The organism is Escherichia sp. MOD1-EC6475 (assembly GCF_003046645.1).
In the GTDB taxonomy this organism is placed as follows: Bacteria; Pseudomonadota; Gammaproteobacteria; order Enterobacterales; family Enterobacteriaceae; genus Escherichia; species Escherichia ruysiae.
Genome location: NZ_PZKQ01000048.1, coordinates 50,431 through 67,735, shown reverse-complemented (window position 1 = coordinate 67,735; position 17,305 = coordinate 50,431). Strand labels below are relative to the sequence as shown.

The window sequence follows — 17,305 nt, the reverse complement described above, 5'->3', positions numbered from 1 at the left end:
TGGAATAATTATGGATAAATATACTTTGCTAGGACTTGCTGTTACTGTTCCTGTTGCTCTGACGTGGGCGTGGATGGATGTAAAAAGAAAACGTAAAAAAAGAGACAATGCTCCACTGCTAAATGATACGATGCGTTATGTTAATGGAACGCACCTTGTAATTACAGTATTAAATCGCGGTGATTATCGGTTATTAGCGAGCCATGAGTATAATAAAGATAATCGTTTTACTGCAAAAGGTCGTTGTAAACGATTCTGGGGGATAAAAGACATATCTGCGGGTATGGAGATGGTCCAGTCACTTGTTGATGGCCGCCATAACGAACAATTTCTCCGGGAGTTTAATCATCTAAATGAAAATGTCATAAATTTAGATACAGAGCAAAACTGGCAAACATTATTTGAAAATCTCACTGATAAAAAATTGCTGCCTAAAATGAGAGTAATGCATGATGCTCTTCTTGATTTTGGCAACAATGCGATTCTCGCATGGGATTTAAGTCGAGCAAATCATTTATTAGCGGATTACTATTTAGCAGGATGGATAGATGAACAACGTTATATGAAAGAAGCCTTTGATGTAACATCAAAAATTCAGAAAAGTTTTTCATCATGGAGCGAATTTAATAAAAGCTATTTATATGGTTATCTTTGGTGGAGTGGGGAAGATCAACAACATGATCTTAAAAAATTAGGCTGCTATCACAATAGAGTCGTGATTATAAATAAACATCAGGATGTGGCTAACAGTCCATTTAAGTTAGACTGGAATACACCATTAAAAATAGAAAAGTCACCCTATGCTTGAATTAATTGTGTAAGGGAAAAAATGATTGCGATTGCCGACATCTTGCAGGCGGGAGAAAAGCTAACTGCTGTGGCACCTTTTCTGGCGGGTATCCAGAACGAAGAACAATACGCCCAGGCGCTGGAACTGGTCGATCATCTGCTGCTTAACGATCTTGAAAATCCCTTGCTGGATCTGGTGTGTGCCAAAATAACCGCGTGGGAAGAATCAGCGCCCGAATTTGCTGAATTTAATGCCATGGCTCAAGCCATGCCAGGTGGTGTTGCTGTGATTCGTACCCTGATGGATCAATACGGCTTAACCCTTTCCGATCTGCCGGAAATTGGTAGCAAATCGATGGTGTCACGCGTTTTGAACGGGAAGAGAAAATTAACACTGGAACACGCTAAAAAACTGGCTGCGCGATTCGGTATTTCTCCCGCCTTGTTTATTGATTAATGCAACTGCCGGATGCGGCATGAACGCAGCATCCGGCACGTCAAATAACGGTTTAAATCTCCAGCGCAAGCCGTGTTCCCTGGGCAATCGCTCGGCGTGCGTCCAGCTCCATAGCCACGTCGCAGCCACCGATCAAATGCACAGTTGTTCCTGCATCGATTAAGGGTTGTGCCAGCGCGCGGTTTGGCTCCTGCCCCGCGCAGATCACCACATGATCTACCGCCAAAATTTGCGGTTCACCGTTGATCACCACATGTAGTCCGTCATCGTCAATCTTCTGATAACTTACGCCAGGGATCATTTTCACGCCTCGCGAGAGCAGGGTGGTGCGATGGATCCAGCCTGTGGTTTTACCCAGCCCCTGACCCGGTTTACTGGCTTTGCGCTGGAGCATCACAATCTGTCGTGGGCTACGGGGGATCTGCATACCTTGCGAACTTAAGCCACCGGCTTGTTGCAGGCTGCTGTCGATGCCCCATTCTGTGCAGAACTCGGCAATATTCTGGCTGGTAGATTCACCAGGTTGGCTGAGATACATCGCCGTATCAAAACCAATCCCGCCACAACCGATAATGGCGACTTTGTTGCCCACTGGCGCTTTGTCGCGCAGTACATCCAGATAACTCAACACCTTCGGATGATCGATACCATCGATGGGCGGAATGCGCGGTACGATCCCACTGGCGAGGATCGTTTCATCGAACGCCTGTAACTGATCCGCCGTCACGGTGCGATTGAGTTTCAGCGTCACGCCCGTCACTTCGATCATCCGCCGGTAGTAGCGCAGCGTTTCGTAAAACTCCTCTTTGCCAGGGATCTGTTTGGCGATATTAAACTGACCGCCGATCTCACTGTGAGCGTCAAACAACGTTACCTGATGACCACGCGCCGCCGCGTTAATGGCAAACGCCAGCCCCGCCGGACCGGCACCGACCACCGCCAGATTTTTTTTCTGCGCGGCGGGAAGGATTGGCATTTTGGTTTCATGGCAGGCGCGAGGATTCACCAGGCACGAGGTGACTTTGCCAACGAAGATCTGATCGAGGCAGGCCTGATTGCAGCCAATACAAGTGTTGATCTCATCGGCTCGTCCCGATTGCGCTTTTGACAGCAACTCCGCATCGGCGAGAAATGGTCGCGCCATCGACACCATATCGGCATCGCCGCGCGAGAGAATATCGTCGGCAACCTGCGGATCGTTAATCCGGTTGGTGGTCACCAGCGGCAGCGAGACGTGACCTTTCAGTTTGCGCGTGACCCAGCTAAATGCGCCGCGCGGCACGGGCGTGGCGATGGTCGGAATACGCGCTTCATGCCAGCCAATGCCGGTGTTGATAATGGTTGCGCCAGCCGCTTCGATGGCCTGCGCCAGTTGTACCGTTTCGGCAAAAGTCCCGCCGCCTTCTACCAGGTCGAGCATCGACAGCCGGTAGATAATAATGAAGTCGTTGCCGACGCGTTCGCGCACCGCACGCACTACTTCTACGGCAAACCGCATCCGGTTAGGGTAATCACCGCCCCACTGGTCGCTACGCTGATTGGTGCGCAGAGTCAGAAATTCGTTGATCAAATACCCTTCGGAACCCATCACCTCTACGCCATCGTATCCGGCTTCCCGCGCCAGTTGCGCGCAGCGGGCGAAATTGTCGATCAGTTGCAGGATCTCTTCATGGCTTAACTCATGGGGAACGAAACGGTTGATGGGAGCCTGCAATGCGGAAGGTGCCACCAGATGTGGCTGGTAGCTGTAGCGCCCGGTATGCAAAATTTGCAGGGCGATTTTGCCGCCTTCCTGATGCACCGCTTCAGTAATGGTGCGATGGTGCGGGATCTGACTGACGTCATTGAGCATTGCGCCGCCTTCCATGCCAACGCCTGTGAAATCTGGCGCAATGCCGCCGCTGACAATCAGCGCCACGCCGTGACGGGCGCGTTCAGCATAAAACGCTGCCAGCCGTTCAGCGCCGTCCGGGTATTCCTCCAGCCCCGTGTGCATTGAACCCATCAGTACTCGGTTTTTTAACGTGGTGAAGCCTAAATCCAGCGGGGCGAACAGCGACGGGTAGCTCATAAAATTGTCCAGTATGTAAAATAATTGTTATGTGGTCGGATGAGTTCTAATTTAGCCGTCGCCGGAGAAAAGGGAAAAGGGGAGTGCGGGGTTTGTGATGGGATTCAAAAAGAATACGCCCATTGGAAATGCCGGATACGACGCTTGTCGCGCTTTATCCGACCTGAGGGAGCGTACAACCAGGGCGGATAAGGCGTTTACGCCGTATCCGCCAGCCGTTGCAAATTACTGCTTACGGAAAAAATCGTTATACAACATATACAAATGCGCGGCACTCCAGGAGAAATTGGGTGCCCCTTGCTGCGCGCCGGTCAGCGGATTGTAATTCTCCTGAATTGGGCCATCGGCGGTTAATCCTTTGGCGTGCCGGAAGAACGTATCCGCCAGCTTCAGGGCATCATCACGATAACCGTAACGCTCCATCCCTTTCAGACCAAACCAGAACTGATCCACCCATACGCGCCCACGCCAGTAGATATCAGCGCCAAAAGCCGGATTGGTTAACGCCGCCGTTCCCAGCGGTACAAAGGTGTTGAACTCTTTAGGATTGAGCATCACTTTCACCACCGCGTCGGCATTGGCCTGCGTTGCCGCACCGTTAAATAGCGGCGACCAGCCTTCCGGCCCTTTACCGCGCTCGACTATCGGTTTGCCCGCGCAGCCGTTCGCCAGCGGTTTATCTTCAATGCGCACGTCATAGTAGAACTGTGTAGTCGGGTCGAACATACAGGTGTTGATGTAGTCCGCGAGCTGCTGTGCCAACTGACGATAGCGTTTGGCCTCTTCCGGCTTACCGAGGATGGTTGCCATCTCCGCCAGATAATGGTTATCGCTGTACATATAGCTGGCCTGATCCACCGACTCCTGCAATAGCGAGTAGCCCAGCAACGTTCCGTCCTGACTGCGGTTTTCGGCGAATTTCACCGTCCAGTCGCTACGTTTGCCGCCGTTAGCGACATATTTATCCAATTGTTCTTTGTCGATAAAACCAAAGACGGCGGCGTCATCACGCCCCGATTCCCACGACGAAGCAACCTGTGCCGGAATTTCCAGACTGTCGTACTGGCCTTTCTCCACCACGCGGGCGTAGTTGTTCAACCCAGACTGCGTCTCTTCTTTGTCGCCTTTTTTCACCGTAAACAGCATCTCGCCGCTCTCGGTGTTGTGGGCTTTATCGCGGGTCGCGCCATATTCCGGCACGCCGTTGCCGTTGTGATCGCGGTTACGTAACCACCAGTCATGATAGGCCACCAGTTTTGGGTACATCTCTGCCAGCCAGGCTTTATCCTGGGTGACGTTGTACACTTCCATCACCGACCAGGCGGCAAGGCTGGGTTTGGTGTTACGTTCGTTCCAGTTGCCGCCGTCACCGCCGCGCTCGGGGCTAAGGTTCCACGCAATCAGGTCGGGGACAAATCCCACATCCTGCGGACGCACGGCGTCGCCGGGCTGGATCTGCCAGGAGAAGACCGCGCGGATATTCTCTTTGGCGATGTCTGGATTGAAATGCGCCATCGCAAACGCCTGCTTCCAGGTATCCCATGGCCAGGTCTGATTGCCGGAGAACCAGCGCCCGGTCACCGACGGTGTGACGGTGTTAAATTTCACCGCACCTCCAGGCGAGCGCCAGTTACCGTTAAGCGTCTCGATTGCTTTCACCGCGACGCGCGTCTGTTCCGGCGTCGCATCCGGATTGGTTAACCCTTTCTTCAGATACTCTTCCCAGCGTTGCTGCGAGGCGGTGAGATAAAACGCCGGACGCGCCAGAATATCGCGGATCTGCATCTGCTCTTTGCTAACTTCCTGGGCGGTCAGCAGATGGGAATAGGTGGTATAGAGCGTCGTTGACCCGTTGATATGCGCCTTACTGGTAAAGCGATTGCCGTTGATTTCAGTCTGCACTGGCAGGGATTTATGCACCTGATATTCCGATTCGCCGGAGGTCAGTAGATCCCAGGTGGCGCGCACTTTGCCAAAGGTGACTTTCAGGCCATCACGGGTGGCGCTGATTTTGCGTTGATAATCAGGGTACTCGCCAGCAATGGTTTTATCGGAAAGCGGTTTCCCTTCCTTCGCTTCCAGTTTTTCCAGCAGCTCGCCATCCCACACCAGATCCAGCGGTTTATCGCTGGTGATTTTGGTTTCCAGTAGTGAGGTGCGCGGCGTGGCGAAGCGCAGGGTCATTTCAACCTGCACATCTTTTGCTGTCAGTTTTTGCACCAGCGCGCCGGGAATACTGTATGCCTCCAGCGTGAAGTTGACTTTCTTACCGTCCTGCCAGACGGTCAGGCGGTCGAAATTGCTGGCCATAAAGTTGATGTACTCTTCCGTCAGCAGCGCAACGCCCGGAAAACCGCCCATGGTGTTCGGGCCGTCTGGCAACAGATGACCATGCCAGGCTCCGAGATCGAAAAACGGATTAAAACGCTGGTGATCGTCGTAATCGTAATCCTTCATGTACTGCGGCGCGCCAGTACGGTTAATCACGTTTTTATAATTGTCGGCGTTAGCGGCATGGGCGGAAAAACTTATCAGCAGAGCGCAGGTTACTGGCGTTAAAATAGTTTTGATTTTCATGAAATTACAGTCCTTATTACCAGTAGAAATATTGCATCAGGAAGATTTGGTCGCTGGGATCGTTAGAGGCATTTTTCATGTAGAAGCGGCTATCAAAAGCCGTTGCGAAACGTCCGCCGCCGTATTCGTACCAGATACCAAACTGCATGAAAGAGGTGGTTTCATCGTCAGCGTGGTCAGGGCGATGTTTGGCGTAGGTGTAAGCGGTGGAGAGATAAACGCCTTTTAACGCTTCATACATGGCGCTCACCATCATCCCGCTTTCACTTCCCGGTACGTCCAGCCCGTCGGCGCGTCCGGTATGGTGCCAGGCGCGAGCGGCAAAGTTAGGGGTAAGCAGGCCCGTGAGATAGAGTTGTCCAGTGCCGTCGGTGATTTCCAGACCGTTCATCCAGGTGATGTCTTCGGCAAGGTCATACTGGATGTAACCGTTCATCATTGCCGGATAGGTGTATTTGTCGTCGTAGCGATCGTACTTGCCAAAATGTAGCCAGGCTTTGCTTTCGTCATGATGTCCGGCAGGTGTGGCGGTGACGCTATAACGAAAGTTGCCGCTTAAGTTCTGCACCTTCAGCGCGGTCATAATGTCGCGGGTATTGGGAATGACGTAGCCCAGATCGGGGGTGAAGTCGCCCCACCATTGCAGGTCATCCAGTGAGGAATCCTGACGCAGACTGAGCATGATTTCGGTGCCATCATTGGTGCGATAACCGCCATAGAAACGGTTAATCCCACCTTCGAAACCACCCCAGCTATGGTCAGGCACCCAGGCATTACCGGCGTGGTCGGCCTGTACGGTCCAGCCTTCGCCGTAAATCAGGCCGAACCAGGAGCCGTACTTCATCTCCAGGCCACCTTCAATATAGGTGCCGTCACTATATTTATGTTTATTCTCACCCTCTAAATCCATATATCCACCAACCCCTAATTCGCCGTAAAAACGAAATGAAGGAGAATATGTCGAGGTAATTGCGGGTGTTTTTGTGTCGTCATGTTCTGCTGGACGTGCTTCTTCTCCTGCCGCAGAAAAGGCGTAGCAAAACGGCAGAGCAAGTAATGCTCTGCATGGTGCAGTGATTAATTTCATTGTGTTAATCCATGAGCTAAAGAAAAAATACAGCCTTTTATCGTTGTAATTATAAAAATATAAAGGCAGAAACTATTTTCCCTCTCCCCATCCAGGAAGAGGGAAAATGCCTGCTCATTTTTTATTAGTCTGCTTAATCAACATTGCTGGCTGGCGTCGCTTCAATATGGCGCTCTTCAGCTGTGAGTCCCTTTATATATTTACTATATTTCCACCACGCAAAGCCGAGGAAGATGACAATACCGCCGACGTTATAAAAGATGATAGTCAGAATATTCGCACCAGTCGGGAATGTCGAAGCGACAAACCCTACGGCAAATATCGCAATCAGCATTGAAACAACGATAATACCGGTGCGGCGGGAACCCATACGGAAATCACGTGGCAGGTGATCTAATTTGGCGCGTAAATTCAGGTAAGCCAGCATGATGAATAACGGCGGAAGCATGGACGCTGCGGCGGTCATATTAATAATGGTATTCATCAGATCCTGCACGGTATTGGAGCCGAGCATCGGGATAATCATCAGCGGGATGACGATCAGGAACTGGATCCACGCTGCGCGCGCCGGAACGCCGTTTTCGTTCAGTTCAACGGTTTTCTTACCAAAGATGCCTTCCGGGATTTCGGAGAAGAAAATTTTCACCGGCGTTGCGGTCCACATCAGCAGGGAACCGAACATCGCAGTAAAGGAAACAAGGCCAACAAAGCGATTCATTAACGCTTCCGGCAGACCAAAATACGCCGCCATGCCGTGGAATACCTGTACCGATCCGCCGGTAAACTTCAACTCTTTGCTGCTGACGAAGACGTTAATCAGCACCGAGGAGACGGAATACAGTACGCCAATGAAAATCCCGGCGAGGATGATCACTTTAACGAACGATTTCGAACCGCCTTTGACGTCGTTAACGTACACCGCGACGGACTCCGCGCCACCTGCGGCCATAAAGATCCAGGTGGTAACGCCGAGGAACGCCCAGTTGAAGTTCGGGATCATCGCGTCAACAGTGATGGGGTCAGCAGGCTGTACGCCGCCAACCAGCGCCGTACCTGCCAGTAAAATGTAGGAGAGCGTTAACAGCAGCATTAGCGTTGAGGTCACGGAGGTGATTGGCCCCAGCATTTTCGCCCCGTTGGTAGAAACCCAGGTGGAGAAGGCGAACAGCACCATACTGATAATGGTGGTAGCAACCGGCGTCATAATATATTCGTAGCCGAGGAAGGCATATGAAGCGTAAGCAATAACGCGCGGCAACAGCGAGGTGAAAAAGAACAGGTTTACGAACCAGTAGGTATAGGCAGTAATAAATGCCCAACGTCCGCCCAGCGAGCTTTTTACCCACGCGTAGACACCGGCTTCCGAGTTTTTGTTTAACGAGACAAATTCTGCGATGATCAGACAGAAAGGGATAAAATAAAAAATCGTTGCGAGGAAAAACATCGGCGCCGAGGCCAGTCCAAGCTCAATATTATTATTGATAACGTTGTTAAAGCTGTAAACGGCGGCAAAAGTCAGCGAGAGCAAGCCGAATTTGCCGATTGTATTACGTTTGGTATCAGACATAACACATCTCCGAAAATGAGTAGGGTAGCGGTGGCGGCAAACTCCTTTTGCCGCCGTAGTTGTTATTTGTTATGGAAATAACCATCTTCGATGGTGACTTTGAGAACGACTTTTTTGACCGCGTTATTGCAGATAAAACGATATGCTTCATGGATATCGCAAATAACGATTTGCCCTTCGTGAACCTCGATGGTTTCTCCGCAGCCTTTTAAATATTCACGGTCAGTTTCATCGCGATAATATTCCACTACCTGTAATGTCTCCTTCGGCGCATATTCAATCTTTTGCTGCCCTTGCAGGTAGTAATGCACTTCAAAATAACGACGATGCCCGGTAAATAACGCATCGGTCGCGGAGTCATTTTCCACACGGTAGGTCAATGAGTCACCGATGGAGTGGGCGACGCCAGGCTGAATGTTGTCGATATTTTCAATCGCTTCAACGCAGCGTTGCCACTTCTTGCCAGAGGCGTAAATCTGGCGGAACTGTTCTAAGTTATCGATGATCCTCATTGCTTATTCTCGCTGTGCAAATTCGTGGAAAAGAATCCTGCGCCGAACTCATACGACGCCAGGCTTTGCGCGGTGGCTTCTCCGCCAGAAACCGGCAGCAACGTAAAGCCGTAGCTGAAGTCACGGAACCAGACGCGCCAGGAGTCCAGCACCTCGCTGCCCCAGGAGTTGGAGCCGAGGCCAAGCAGCTGGTGGTCAAGATTCAGGGTGATGTCATCACTGCGCTGAAGTTCGTTGCAGTGTTGCGCGGCGTGGATGTTCTCCTGGGTGTAGTGCCAGGCGCTGAAGTTAATTGGGCGCTGCGGAACCACCAGCAGACCGTTGCCGTGGCGATTTGTCAGCGCCGTCCAGCGAACATGCTGACGGTTGCCGTTGTTCTGCGGGAAGGGATAGTTCTCAAACATGGCATCGACGTTACTGCGCCAGATATCGATGATGTTAGCCTGCTGGCTGTCGGCGTAGTTTTCGCCCGGCCCGCGTCCGTAATACGCCACCTGGTCGTATTCGCCGTTAATCCCTATGGTGAAACCGATGCATGGAATGATGTGCGGATAGTCGCCATAACGTTCGCCGGAAAGCGCCACGTTAACCTGGCCATCGGCAGCGATGCGCCAGATGTAGGTGCAGCGCATCCCGAAGTCAAACACCGGCGGGGCTATAACCGTGCGGCTGATGATCAACACTTCACCATCGCTCTGTTCTACGGCAAAGTCGCGCAGATGTTCCTGCATGATCTGCAAATGATTCGGCTGCCACAGCCCTTCGTACTCCTGCTTGTGGTTGTCGATCATTGGTTTGAAGAAGTTGATCTTTGGCTCGCGGGTCAGCAGCGACTCGCCATTCACCTGCCAGGATGTCGGTTTGCCACTCATTTTTGAGAAGGTGATCGCGAAGTTGTAGCCGCGAACGGTGCAACTCAAACGATCGTCTTCCAGCGTCAGCGGACGCGCATTATTTGGAGTGAAAGGCACTGGCTGCGCGGTGTTTTCCTTCAGCGGGAACTGATAAGTGGCGATAGGGTGTCCGGCTTCGCTGTAGCGGGTACGGGAATCCTTGGTCACTGTAATGTTGAGGAACGTTTCGCGGGCGTCCAGTTGCGGCAGCGTAATGTGCAATGGCGCTTCGCTGTTTGGTGCAACGTCGCGCAGTTTAATCTGCTGCGTCGCGAGCGTTTCACCTTCGGCGCGCACGTCTACGTGCAGGGTGTAGTCATCAAGCGTGGTAAACCACAGTTTATTTTCTACTTTCAGCTCGCCGCGAGTCAGATCCAGCGCGTGGATTTTTACCGGCGCAATAACCTGTTTGTACTCTTTCAGACCTGGTCCCGGCGTTTGATCGGAATAGATCAAACCATCAAGACAGAAGTTATAGTTGTTGGGATAGTCGCCGTAATCGCCGCCGAATTTATACCAGACGTTGCCGTTGTCATCCTGCGCCTGGATCCCGTGGTCGCACCATTCCCAGACATAATGTCCCTGAATGCAATCGTGCTTATAGAAGACGTTCTGATATTCCGTCAGCCCGCCAGGTCCATTCCCCATCGCATGAGCGTATTCGCAGATGATGCGCGGCTTCGGATGCGGGTATTCACCAAACTCATTCATCAGCGGCACGCGGGTGTACATGGTGGAAATAATATCGACCACTTCAGCATCGCGATCTTCTTCGTAATGCACCAGACGCGTGTCATCGAGCGCCTTCGCCGCGTGGTACATCGCGCGGATGTTACAGCCATAGCCGGATTCGTTGCCCAGCGACCAGATGATGATCGACGGATGGTTTTTCTGCGCGTGAATATGGCGAACGATGCGCTCGACGTAGACCTTTTCCCACTGCGGATCGTCGGTTATGCGGCTGATATCGCCGACGTTAGCAAAGCCGTGCGATTCGACGTCGGTTTCCGCCATCACAAACAGGCCGTAGATATCACACAGTTCGTAGAAACGCGGATCGTTCGGGTAGTGAGCGGTACGCACGGAGTTGATGTTGTGCTGTTTCATCAACTGAAGATCTTTCTCGACGCGATCCATCCCAACGGCGCGGCCTTTGCGATGATCGTTGTCGTGACGATTGACGCCGTGCAGCATCACATAACGGTTATTGATCCAGAACAGACCGTCGCGCACTTTGATATCACGGAAGCCGACGCGTTGTGGCACCACTTCCAGAACGTTGCCGTCGGCGTCTTTCAGCGTCATGACCAGATGGTAAAGATAAGGAGATTCTGCCGACCATTGCTGCGGCTGTTCGACAGTAAAAGCAAAGCTGGCGCTGGTTATTTTTTCAATTGCCAGATGAGGAATGGCGCTGCTGTGCACCACGCGTTCGCCATCAAACAGGGTATATTCCAGCGTCGTTACGACAGGGGAGGCGGCGAGATTTTCCAGCACCACTTCGCAGGAGAGAGTGGCATCGCAATAGGCTTCGTCAAAGTCGGTGCGCACGGTGAAATCGTTAATATGCGTCGGTTGTTTACCGATCAGATAAACATCGCGGAAGATCCCTGCCGACCACCACATATCCTGGTCTTCCACGTAGGTGGAATCCGCCCACTGCATCACGCGCACACATAACAGGTTGTCGCCGGTTTTAACCATCGCACTGATGTCAAACTCTGCGGTCAGGCGACTGCCCTTGCTGAAACCCACATACTGACCGTTAACGTAAACTTCAAAATAGGTTTCGACGCCGTCAAATTTAATCAGTGTCTGCTTGCCCTGCCATCCGTCGCTGAGGGCGAAAATACGTTGATAGGCACCGGTTGGGTTATTGCTGGGGACAAATGGCACATCGATGGGGAACGGAAAACCTTCGTCGGTATATTGCAGTTTGCCGTGGCCTTCCATTTGCCACATGGCGGGGACGGTGATGTGCCCCCAGTCAGTCATTAACTCGGAAGTGAAGGCTTCTGGCACTTGCAACGGATGGTCAAAAAAATGGAAATTCCACTGACCGCTTAAGGGCAGAAACAGGCTGCTGGTTTCGCGGGCAAAGGTACGCGCCTGCGTAACAGAATCATATGAAAAAAAGTACGCACGCGGCGCAAGTCGGTTTTCGTGGGTGAGCTGAATGTTTTCCCAGCGATTCATAGGGCCTCCCGGTAGAGAGAAATCGGAACCATTCGTGGTGATGGTAGTTTGTGTAATTGCTGGGGAGTTTAGTAAAATTTTTACTAAAAAGTAGCAGGTAAATGCATTTACTTTAACTGGATCACGAAAATAAACGGCAGCACTGTCCGGCAAAAACAATTGCCGGACAGTGTGTAAGGGGATTTAGCGGGTGGTGCCGCGCAGTTTTAATTTGCTGGGAACGAACACTAACAGCGGCAGCGCGCGACCATCGCGAGCCTTTTCATACAACAGGTTAACGCCCTGGCTTCCCATCATTTCGGAATGGATGCGCACGGTTGAGAGCGGCGGAAAGGTAAATCGCGCGGTGGGGATGTCGTTGACGCTGATAAGCGAAATATCCTGCGGGATGTTCAGGCCGCGTTCATGAATTGCCCGCAGTACGCCGATAGCAATGGAATCAGAAGCGACAAACAACGCCTTCGGGTAGTCTTCCCGCGCCAGCATTTGCTTTGCCAGTTCATAGCCCGACGAACTGGAAAAACCGCCGCGCCAGATGTCCTCTTCGCGTACCACTTGCTTCAGTCGGCCATATTCCGCAAAGGCGAGCTCACGAATATCCGCCTTGCCAGGCTCATCTTCGCCGCCAATAAAACCAATACGATTAACGCCCTGATCGATGTAGAAGTCGATGATTTCCTTACTGATGCGTGCCAGATCGATATCCACCGCATCGTAACCGCTGCCGGGTTCGTGAAAGTCGATAAAACAGATATTGTCGGTCAATGCGCTGGCGGCGGCGCGCAGGGCAGGCGTGGGTTTGCCGACAATCAAAATGCCGGTGACGTTTTTAATGTCCGGCAAGCCGTTGTGTTCATAACAGTTGGTCAGTTCGATCGCCAGCTTTTCGCACTGGGTTTCAATGCCGTGGCGGATCGCCAGATAGTAAGGATCGTTGATCTCCAGCTCCTGTTGGTAGCTGTAGATAGCCAGAATATGGTGTTGGTTGACTGCGCCTGTCTGTAGTTTACGGGCGCTACTGGTCTTGTACTCCAGCTTTTCGGCGATCTCGAGAATGCGATGTTTCGTCTCTTCTTTCACATTCAACGTCGGATCGTCATTTAAGACCCTGGATACTGTCGCCAGGGATACGCCAGCTTCGATTGCGATGTCTTTTAGTGTTGCCATGTTTACCTTTTTTACTTTCCCTGATGTGCGTCTCCATTGTAGAGGAAGTGCTTATCGGGTCACCTGTTTTCAGTAAATAAAGCGCGTTTCTTTGACGCTGTAACGGTAACACAGCGGCTCACGAATGTGATCACGCCTGCATTCTCCATTTTTAGCCTACAGGATTGAGAAAAACCTTTGCTATAGTTTAGTAAAATTTTACTTGAAGGAGGGAACAATGGAAACCGTGGCTTACGCTGATTTTGCACGTCTGGAAATGCGCGTCGGGAAAATTGTGGATGTGAAACGCCATGAAAACGCCGACAAGCTGTACATCGTACAGGTTGATGTGGGGGAAAAAACGCTGCAAACCGTGACCAGCCTGGTGCCGTACTACAGCGAAGAAGAGCTGATGGGGAAAACGGTGGTGGTCTTGTGCAATCTGCAAAAAGCGAAAATGCGCGGTGAAACCTCGGAATGCATGCTGTTGTGTGCGGAAACCGATGACGGCAGTGAAAGCGTGCTGTTAACGCCGGAACGGATGATGCCTGCGGGCGTGCGAATCGTATAAAGAGATCGGATGGCGACGTTGCATCGCCATCCGATTTGATATTACGCTTCTTCGACACTTACTCGCATGGCCGCCAGCGCCTTACGCGCCGCTTTGATCACCAGTTCACACTGTTCAATGGTCAGCGTCAGTGGCGGTTCAATGCGGATCGTTTTGGCGTTGTTGAGCGTGCCGGCAACCAGCACGCGCTGGCGGAACATCTCGCTGGCAAAGTTGTAGCCGATTTCGTTATCAACAAACTCAATCGCCATCAACATCCCTTTACCACGCGCTTCCTGTACCAGATCGGGATATTCCCGCGCCAGTTGACGGAAACCGTCCAGCAACATATCGCCTTTTTGTTCAGCCTGAGCCGGTAAGTTTTGTTCCAGCAACACATTGATGGTCGCCAGCGCCGCCGCACAGGCCAGCGGGTTGCCGCCAAAGGTGGTGGTATGCAGGAACGGGTTGTCGAACAGGACTGAGAACACCTCTTCGGTAGCAATAGTTGCGCCAATTGGCATCACGCCGCCGCCGAGGGCTTTCGCCAGACACAGGATGTCCGGCTGAACGTTCTCATGCTCGCAGGCGAACATCTTGCCCGTACGCCCCATGCCTGTTTGCACTTCATCGAGGATCATCAGTGCGCCGAACTCATCGCACAGCTTACGCACGGCGGTGAGATAGCCCGGCGGCGGCAGAATGACGCCACCTTCGCCCTGAATCGGCTCAAGGATCACCGCAGCCACATCATCACCGGTTTTTTTGCACTCGCTAAGAGCCGTGCGCATGGCTTCGATATTGCCAAACGGTACATGACGGAAGCCTGGCAGCAGCGGCATAAACGGTTTGCGGAAGGTCGATTTCGCCGTGGCTGACAGCGCGCCAAGCGATTTACCGTGGAACGCGCCGCTGGTGGCGATAAAAGTAAACTTGCCGCGCGGTGACTGATAAGCCTTCGCCAGTTTCAGCGCCGCTTCAACGGACTCGGTGCCGCTATTACAGAAGAAGCTGTATTTCAGTTTACCGGGCGTTAGCGCAGCAAGGGTTTTCGCCAGCATCGCCCGTAATGGGTCGAGCAGCTCCTGGCTGTGCAGCGGTTGTTTCGCAAGTTGATTCTGTACGGCGGAAACCACAACTGGATTACGGTGCCCCACGTTGAAAATTCCAAAACCTCCCAGGCAGTCGATAAACTCCTGTCCCTGGGTGTCGACAAGCGTATTTAAACCTCCCGCTTGCCACTCTACGGCTCCGTAATCCCCGCCGGCGGTAACAGATTTGCGATACTCTAAAAACCCCGGATTGACATGCTCTTTGAAGTATTCAATCACCTCGCGGTTAAGTGCTTTCATCTCCTCATGATCCAGCGTTCGCTTCTCTATGAGATTCAGGGCGTGGGCGCTGCACGCTAAAGCCGATGCGCTCGAAGGTAACCTGTTCAAAATATGCTCCAGAGGCTCGCGTATCACATGATACCGATTTAAGTATTGCAGGGATTGCGCCACTCCGGTTGCGATCGCGAAAATCGGGATAAACACAAATTACGCTATCATTTACGCAACATTTAATTCCAATTGTTAACCATTGTTGTTATTTTGCACGATTTTTATCGGGCGCACCTCCTGTTATCAAGGAGTAAATGCACCATGCCAGGGCAATAATTGCCTGATTGTTGGGCAATATAATAAACGTGCCGGGATAGTACCCAAATGAAAGTATTTTAAATCAAGGAATTAGGTTTTGTGCTTTAATCGAAAATTGCGATCTAAATCAAATTAAACCACTAAAGATAACCGCACCGGAGCCGACATAACTTCTGACAAGAAGTTAACAACAATATAACCTGCACAGGACGCGATTATGTCTTCTCATCCGTATGTCACCCAGCAAAATATCCCGCTGGCTGACGATACCACTCTGATGTCTACTACCAATCTACAAAGCTATATCACACATGCTAATGACACTTTTGTGCAGGTTAGCGGCTATACCTTGCAAGAGCTACAGGGGCAGCCGCATAACATGGTGCGCCATCCGGATATGCCGAAAGCGGCGTTTGCTGATATGTGGTACACCCTGAAACAGGGGGAACCCTGGAGTGGTATTGTGAAAAATCGGCACAAAAATGGCGATCATTACTGGGTGCGAGCGAATGTGGTGCCGATGGTGCGCGAGGGCAAAATTAGTGGGTATATGTCGATTCGCACGCGGGCGACGGATGACGAGATCGCAGCGGTAGAGCCGCTGTACAAGGCGCTGAATGCCGGACGCACAAATAAGCGTATTCATAAAGGTCTGGTGGTGCGTAAAGGCTGGCTGGGAAAACTGCCTTCATTGCCGCTTCGCTGGCGGGCGCGTGGAGTGATGGCGCTGATGTTTATCGTGCTGGCGGCCATGCTTTGGTTTGTTGCTGCCCCGGTGGTGACGTATTTCCTCTGCGCGTTAGTGATGTTGCTGGCAACTGTCTGTTTTGAATGGCAGATAGTGCGCCCGATAGAAAATGTTGCCCGTCAGGCACTGAAGGTGGCGACCGGAGAACGTAATAGTGTTGAGCATTTGAATCGCAGCGATGAGCTGGGGCTGACATTACGCGCGGTAGGGCAGCTTGGCCTGATGTGCCGCTGGTTGATTAATGATGTCTCAAGCCAGGTGTCCAGCGTCAGAAACGGCAGCGAGACGCTGGCGAAAGGCACAGATGAACTGAATGAGCATACTCAGCAGACGGTAGATAACGTTCAGCAAACGGTGGCGACCATGAACCAGATGGCAGCGTCGGTAAAACAGAACTCTGCCACGGCGTCGGCTGCCGATAAACTTTCTATTACCGCCAGTAATGCGGCGGTGCAGGGCGGGGAAGCGATGACCACGGTGATCAAGACGATGGATGATATTGCTGATAGTACCCAGCGCATTGGCACCATTACTTCTCTGATTAACGATATTGCGTTTCAGACCAATATCCTCGCCCTGAATGCAGCGGTGGAAGCGGCACGCGCCGGAGAACAAGGCAAAGGTTTCGCGGTTGTTGCGGGTGAGGTGCGTCATTTAGCCAGCCGCAGCGCCAATGCTGCCAACGATATTCGCAAGCTGATTGATGCCAGTGCTGATAAGGTGCAATCAGGTTCGCAACAGGTACACGCCGCCGGACGGACGATGGACGATATTGTGGTGCAGGTAAAAAACGTCACGCAGTTGATCGCCCAGATCAGCCATTCAACGCTGGAACAGGCCGATGGGCTTTCCTGCCTGACCCGTGCGGTAGATGAGCTTAACCTGATCACCCAGAAAAACGCCGAACTGGTGGAAGAGAGTGCGCAGGTGTCGGCAATGGTGAAACACCGCGCCAGCCGACTGGAAGACGCGGTGACGGTGCTGCATTAATCGGTGTGCCGCATTCGGCGGTTGGTACACAATGCCTGATGCGATGCTGGCGCATCTTATCAGGCCTACGGGTGGGTAG

The 17,305-nt window shown here is 52.0% G+C and carries 12 protein-coding genes; 4 read left to right on the top strand and 8 right to left on the bottom strand.

The features are described 5' to 3' along the window. Positions 1-10: 10 nt before the first annotated feature. Complete coding sequence (locus A7589_RS16025) at positions 11-808, top strand: DUF1266 domain-containing protein (RefSeq protein WP_000362257.1); 798 nt, start codon at positions 11-13, stop codon at positions 806-808. 21 nt (positions 809-829) lie between these two features. Beyond that, positions 830-1,246, top strand: a complete 417-nt coding sequence (higA, locus tag A7589_RS16020) for a type II toxin-antitoxin system antitoxin HigA (protein WP_000560252.1) — start codon at positions 830-832, stop codon at positions 1,244-1,246. 52 nt (positions 1,247-1,298) lie between these two features. Here the strand turns inward: higA and fadH are convergent, their stop codons facing one another. The 7 genes from fadH to ebgR all read right to left on the bottom strand — a co-directional run bounded on the left by fadH (position 1,299) and on the right by ebgR (position 13,316). Continuing rightward, positions 1,299-3,317, bottom strand: coding sequence for an NADPH-dependent 2,4-dienoyl-CoA reductase (gene fadH, locus A7589_RS16015; protein ID WP_000121401.1), 2,019 nt, complete (start codon positions 3,315-3,317; stop codon positions 1,299-1,301). A gap of 225 nt (positions 3,318-3,542) precedes the next feature. Next, entirely contained in the window at positions 3,543-5,894 is a 2,352-nt protein-coding gene (ygjK, locus tag A7589_RS16010) for an alpha-glucosidase (protein WP_000695508.1), read from the bottom strand. Positions 5,895-5,910: 16 nt separating this feature from the next. Further along, positions 5,911-6,981 carry a protein YgjJ gene (gene ygjJ, locus A7589_RS16005; RefSeq protein ID WP_108188918.1) on the bottom strand — a complete coding sequence of 357 codons (1,071 nt, stop codon included), beginning with the start codon at positions 6,979-6,981 and terminating at the stop codon, positions 5,911-5,913. Positions 6,982-7,114: 133 nt separating this feature from the next. Further along, complete coding sequence (locus tag A7589_RS16000) at positions 7,115-8,548, bottom strand: amino acid permease (protein WP_001285446.1); 1,434 nt, start codon at positions 8,546-8,548, stop codon at positions 7,115-7,117. 62 nt (positions 8,549-8,610) lie between these two features. Further along, complete coding sequence (locus A7589_RS15995) at positions 8,611-9,060, bottom strand: beta-galactosidase subunit beta (RefSeq protein WP_001219942.1); 450 nt, start codon at positions 9,058-9,060, stop codon at positions 8,611-8,613. Then, the gene (gene ebgA / locus A7589_RS15990; protein ID WP_001082934.1) at positions 9,057-12,149 is read right to left on the bottom strand and encodes a beta-galactosidase subunit alpha; all 3,093 of its coding nucleotides are present in this window, start codon (positions 12,147-12,149) and stop codon (positions 9,057-9,059) included. The genes A7589_RS15995 and ebgA overlap by 4 nt, the downstream gene beginning before the upstream one ends. 183 nt (positions 12,150-12,332) lie before the next feature. Next, on the bottom strand, positions 12,333-13,316 hold the full coding sequence (gene ebgR / locus A7589_RS15985) for a transcriptional regulator EbgR (RefSeq protein WP_108188917.1): 984 nt from the start codon (positions 13,314-13,316) through the stop codon (positions 12,333-12,335). A gap of 217 nt (positions 13,317-13,533) precedes the next feature. On the opposite strand from ebgR, the gene A7589_RS15975 reads away from it, so the two are divergent. Then, the gene (locus A7589_RS15975; protein ID WP_000450586.1) at positions 13,534-13,866 is read left to right on the top strand and encodes a tRNA-binding protein; all 333 of its coding nucleotides are present in this window, start codon (positions 13,534-13,536) and stop codon (positions 13,864-13,866) included. Positions 13,867-13,907: 41 nt separating this feature from the next. Here A7589_RS15975 and ygjG read toward each other — a convergent pair whose 3' ends face one another. Then, positions 13,908-15,287, bottom strand: coding sequence for a putrescine aminotransferase (gene ygjG, locus A7589_RS15970; RefSeq protein WP_001309772.1), 1,380 nt, complete (start codon positions 15,285-15,287; stop codon positions 13,908-13,910). Positions 15,288-15,705: 418 nt separating this feature from the next. Here ygjG and aer point away from each other — a divergent pair, with 418 nt between their 5' ends. After that, positions 15,706-17,226, top strand: coding sequence for an aerotaxis sensor receptor Aer (aer, locus tag A7589_RS15960; RefSeq protein ID WP_016159749.1), 1,521 nt, complete (start codon positions 15,706-15,708; stop codon positions 17,224-17,226). Positions 17,227-17,305 lie beyond the last annotated feature (79 nt).

Excerpts from the sequence above, each read along its gene's own strand:
- A7589_RS16025 (WP_000362257.1), top strand. The coding sequence starts at position 11 with ATGGATAAATATACTTTGCTAGGACTTGCTGTTACTGTTCCTGTTGCT.
- higA (WP_000560252.1), top strand. The coding sequence starts at position 830 with ATGATTGCGATTGCCGACATCTTGCAGGCGGGAGAAAAGCTAACTGCT.
- fadH (WP_000121401.1), bottom strand. The coding sequence starts at position 3,317 with ATGAGCTACCCGTCGCTGTTCGCCCCGCTGGATTTAGGCTTCACCACG.
- ygjK (WP_000695508.1), bottom strand. The coding sequence starts at position 5,894 with ATGAAAATCAAAACTATTTTAACGCCAGTAACCTGCGCTCTGCTGATA.
- ygjJ (WP_108188918.1), bottom strand. The coding sequence starts at position 6,981 with ATGAAATTAATCACTGCACCATGCAGAGCATTACTTGCTCTGCCGTTT.
- A7589_RS16000 (WP_001285446.1), bottom strand. The coding sequence starts at position 8,548 with ATGTCTGATACCAAACGTAATACAATCGGCAAATTCGGCTTGCTCTCG.
- A7589_RS15995 (WP_001219942.1), bottom strand. The coding sequence starts at position 9,060 with ATGAGGATCATCGATAACTTAGAACAGTTCCGCCAGATTTACGCCTCT.
- ebgA (WP_001082934.1), bottom strand. The coding sequence starts at position 12,149 with ATGAATCGCTGGGAAAACATTCAGCTCACCCACGAAAACCGACTTGCG.
- ebgR (WP_108188917.1), bottom strand. The coding sequence starts at position 13,316 with ATGGCAACACTAAAAGACATCGCAATCGAAGCTGGCGTATCCCTGGCG.
- A7589_RS15975 (WP_000450586.1), top strand. The coding sequence starts at position 13,534 with ATGGAAACCGTGGCTTACGCTGATTTTGCACGTCTGGAAATGCGCGTC.
- aer (WP_016159749.1), top strand. The coding sequence starts at position 15,706 with ATGTCTTCTCATCCGTATGTCACCCAGCAAAATATCCCGCTGGCTGAC.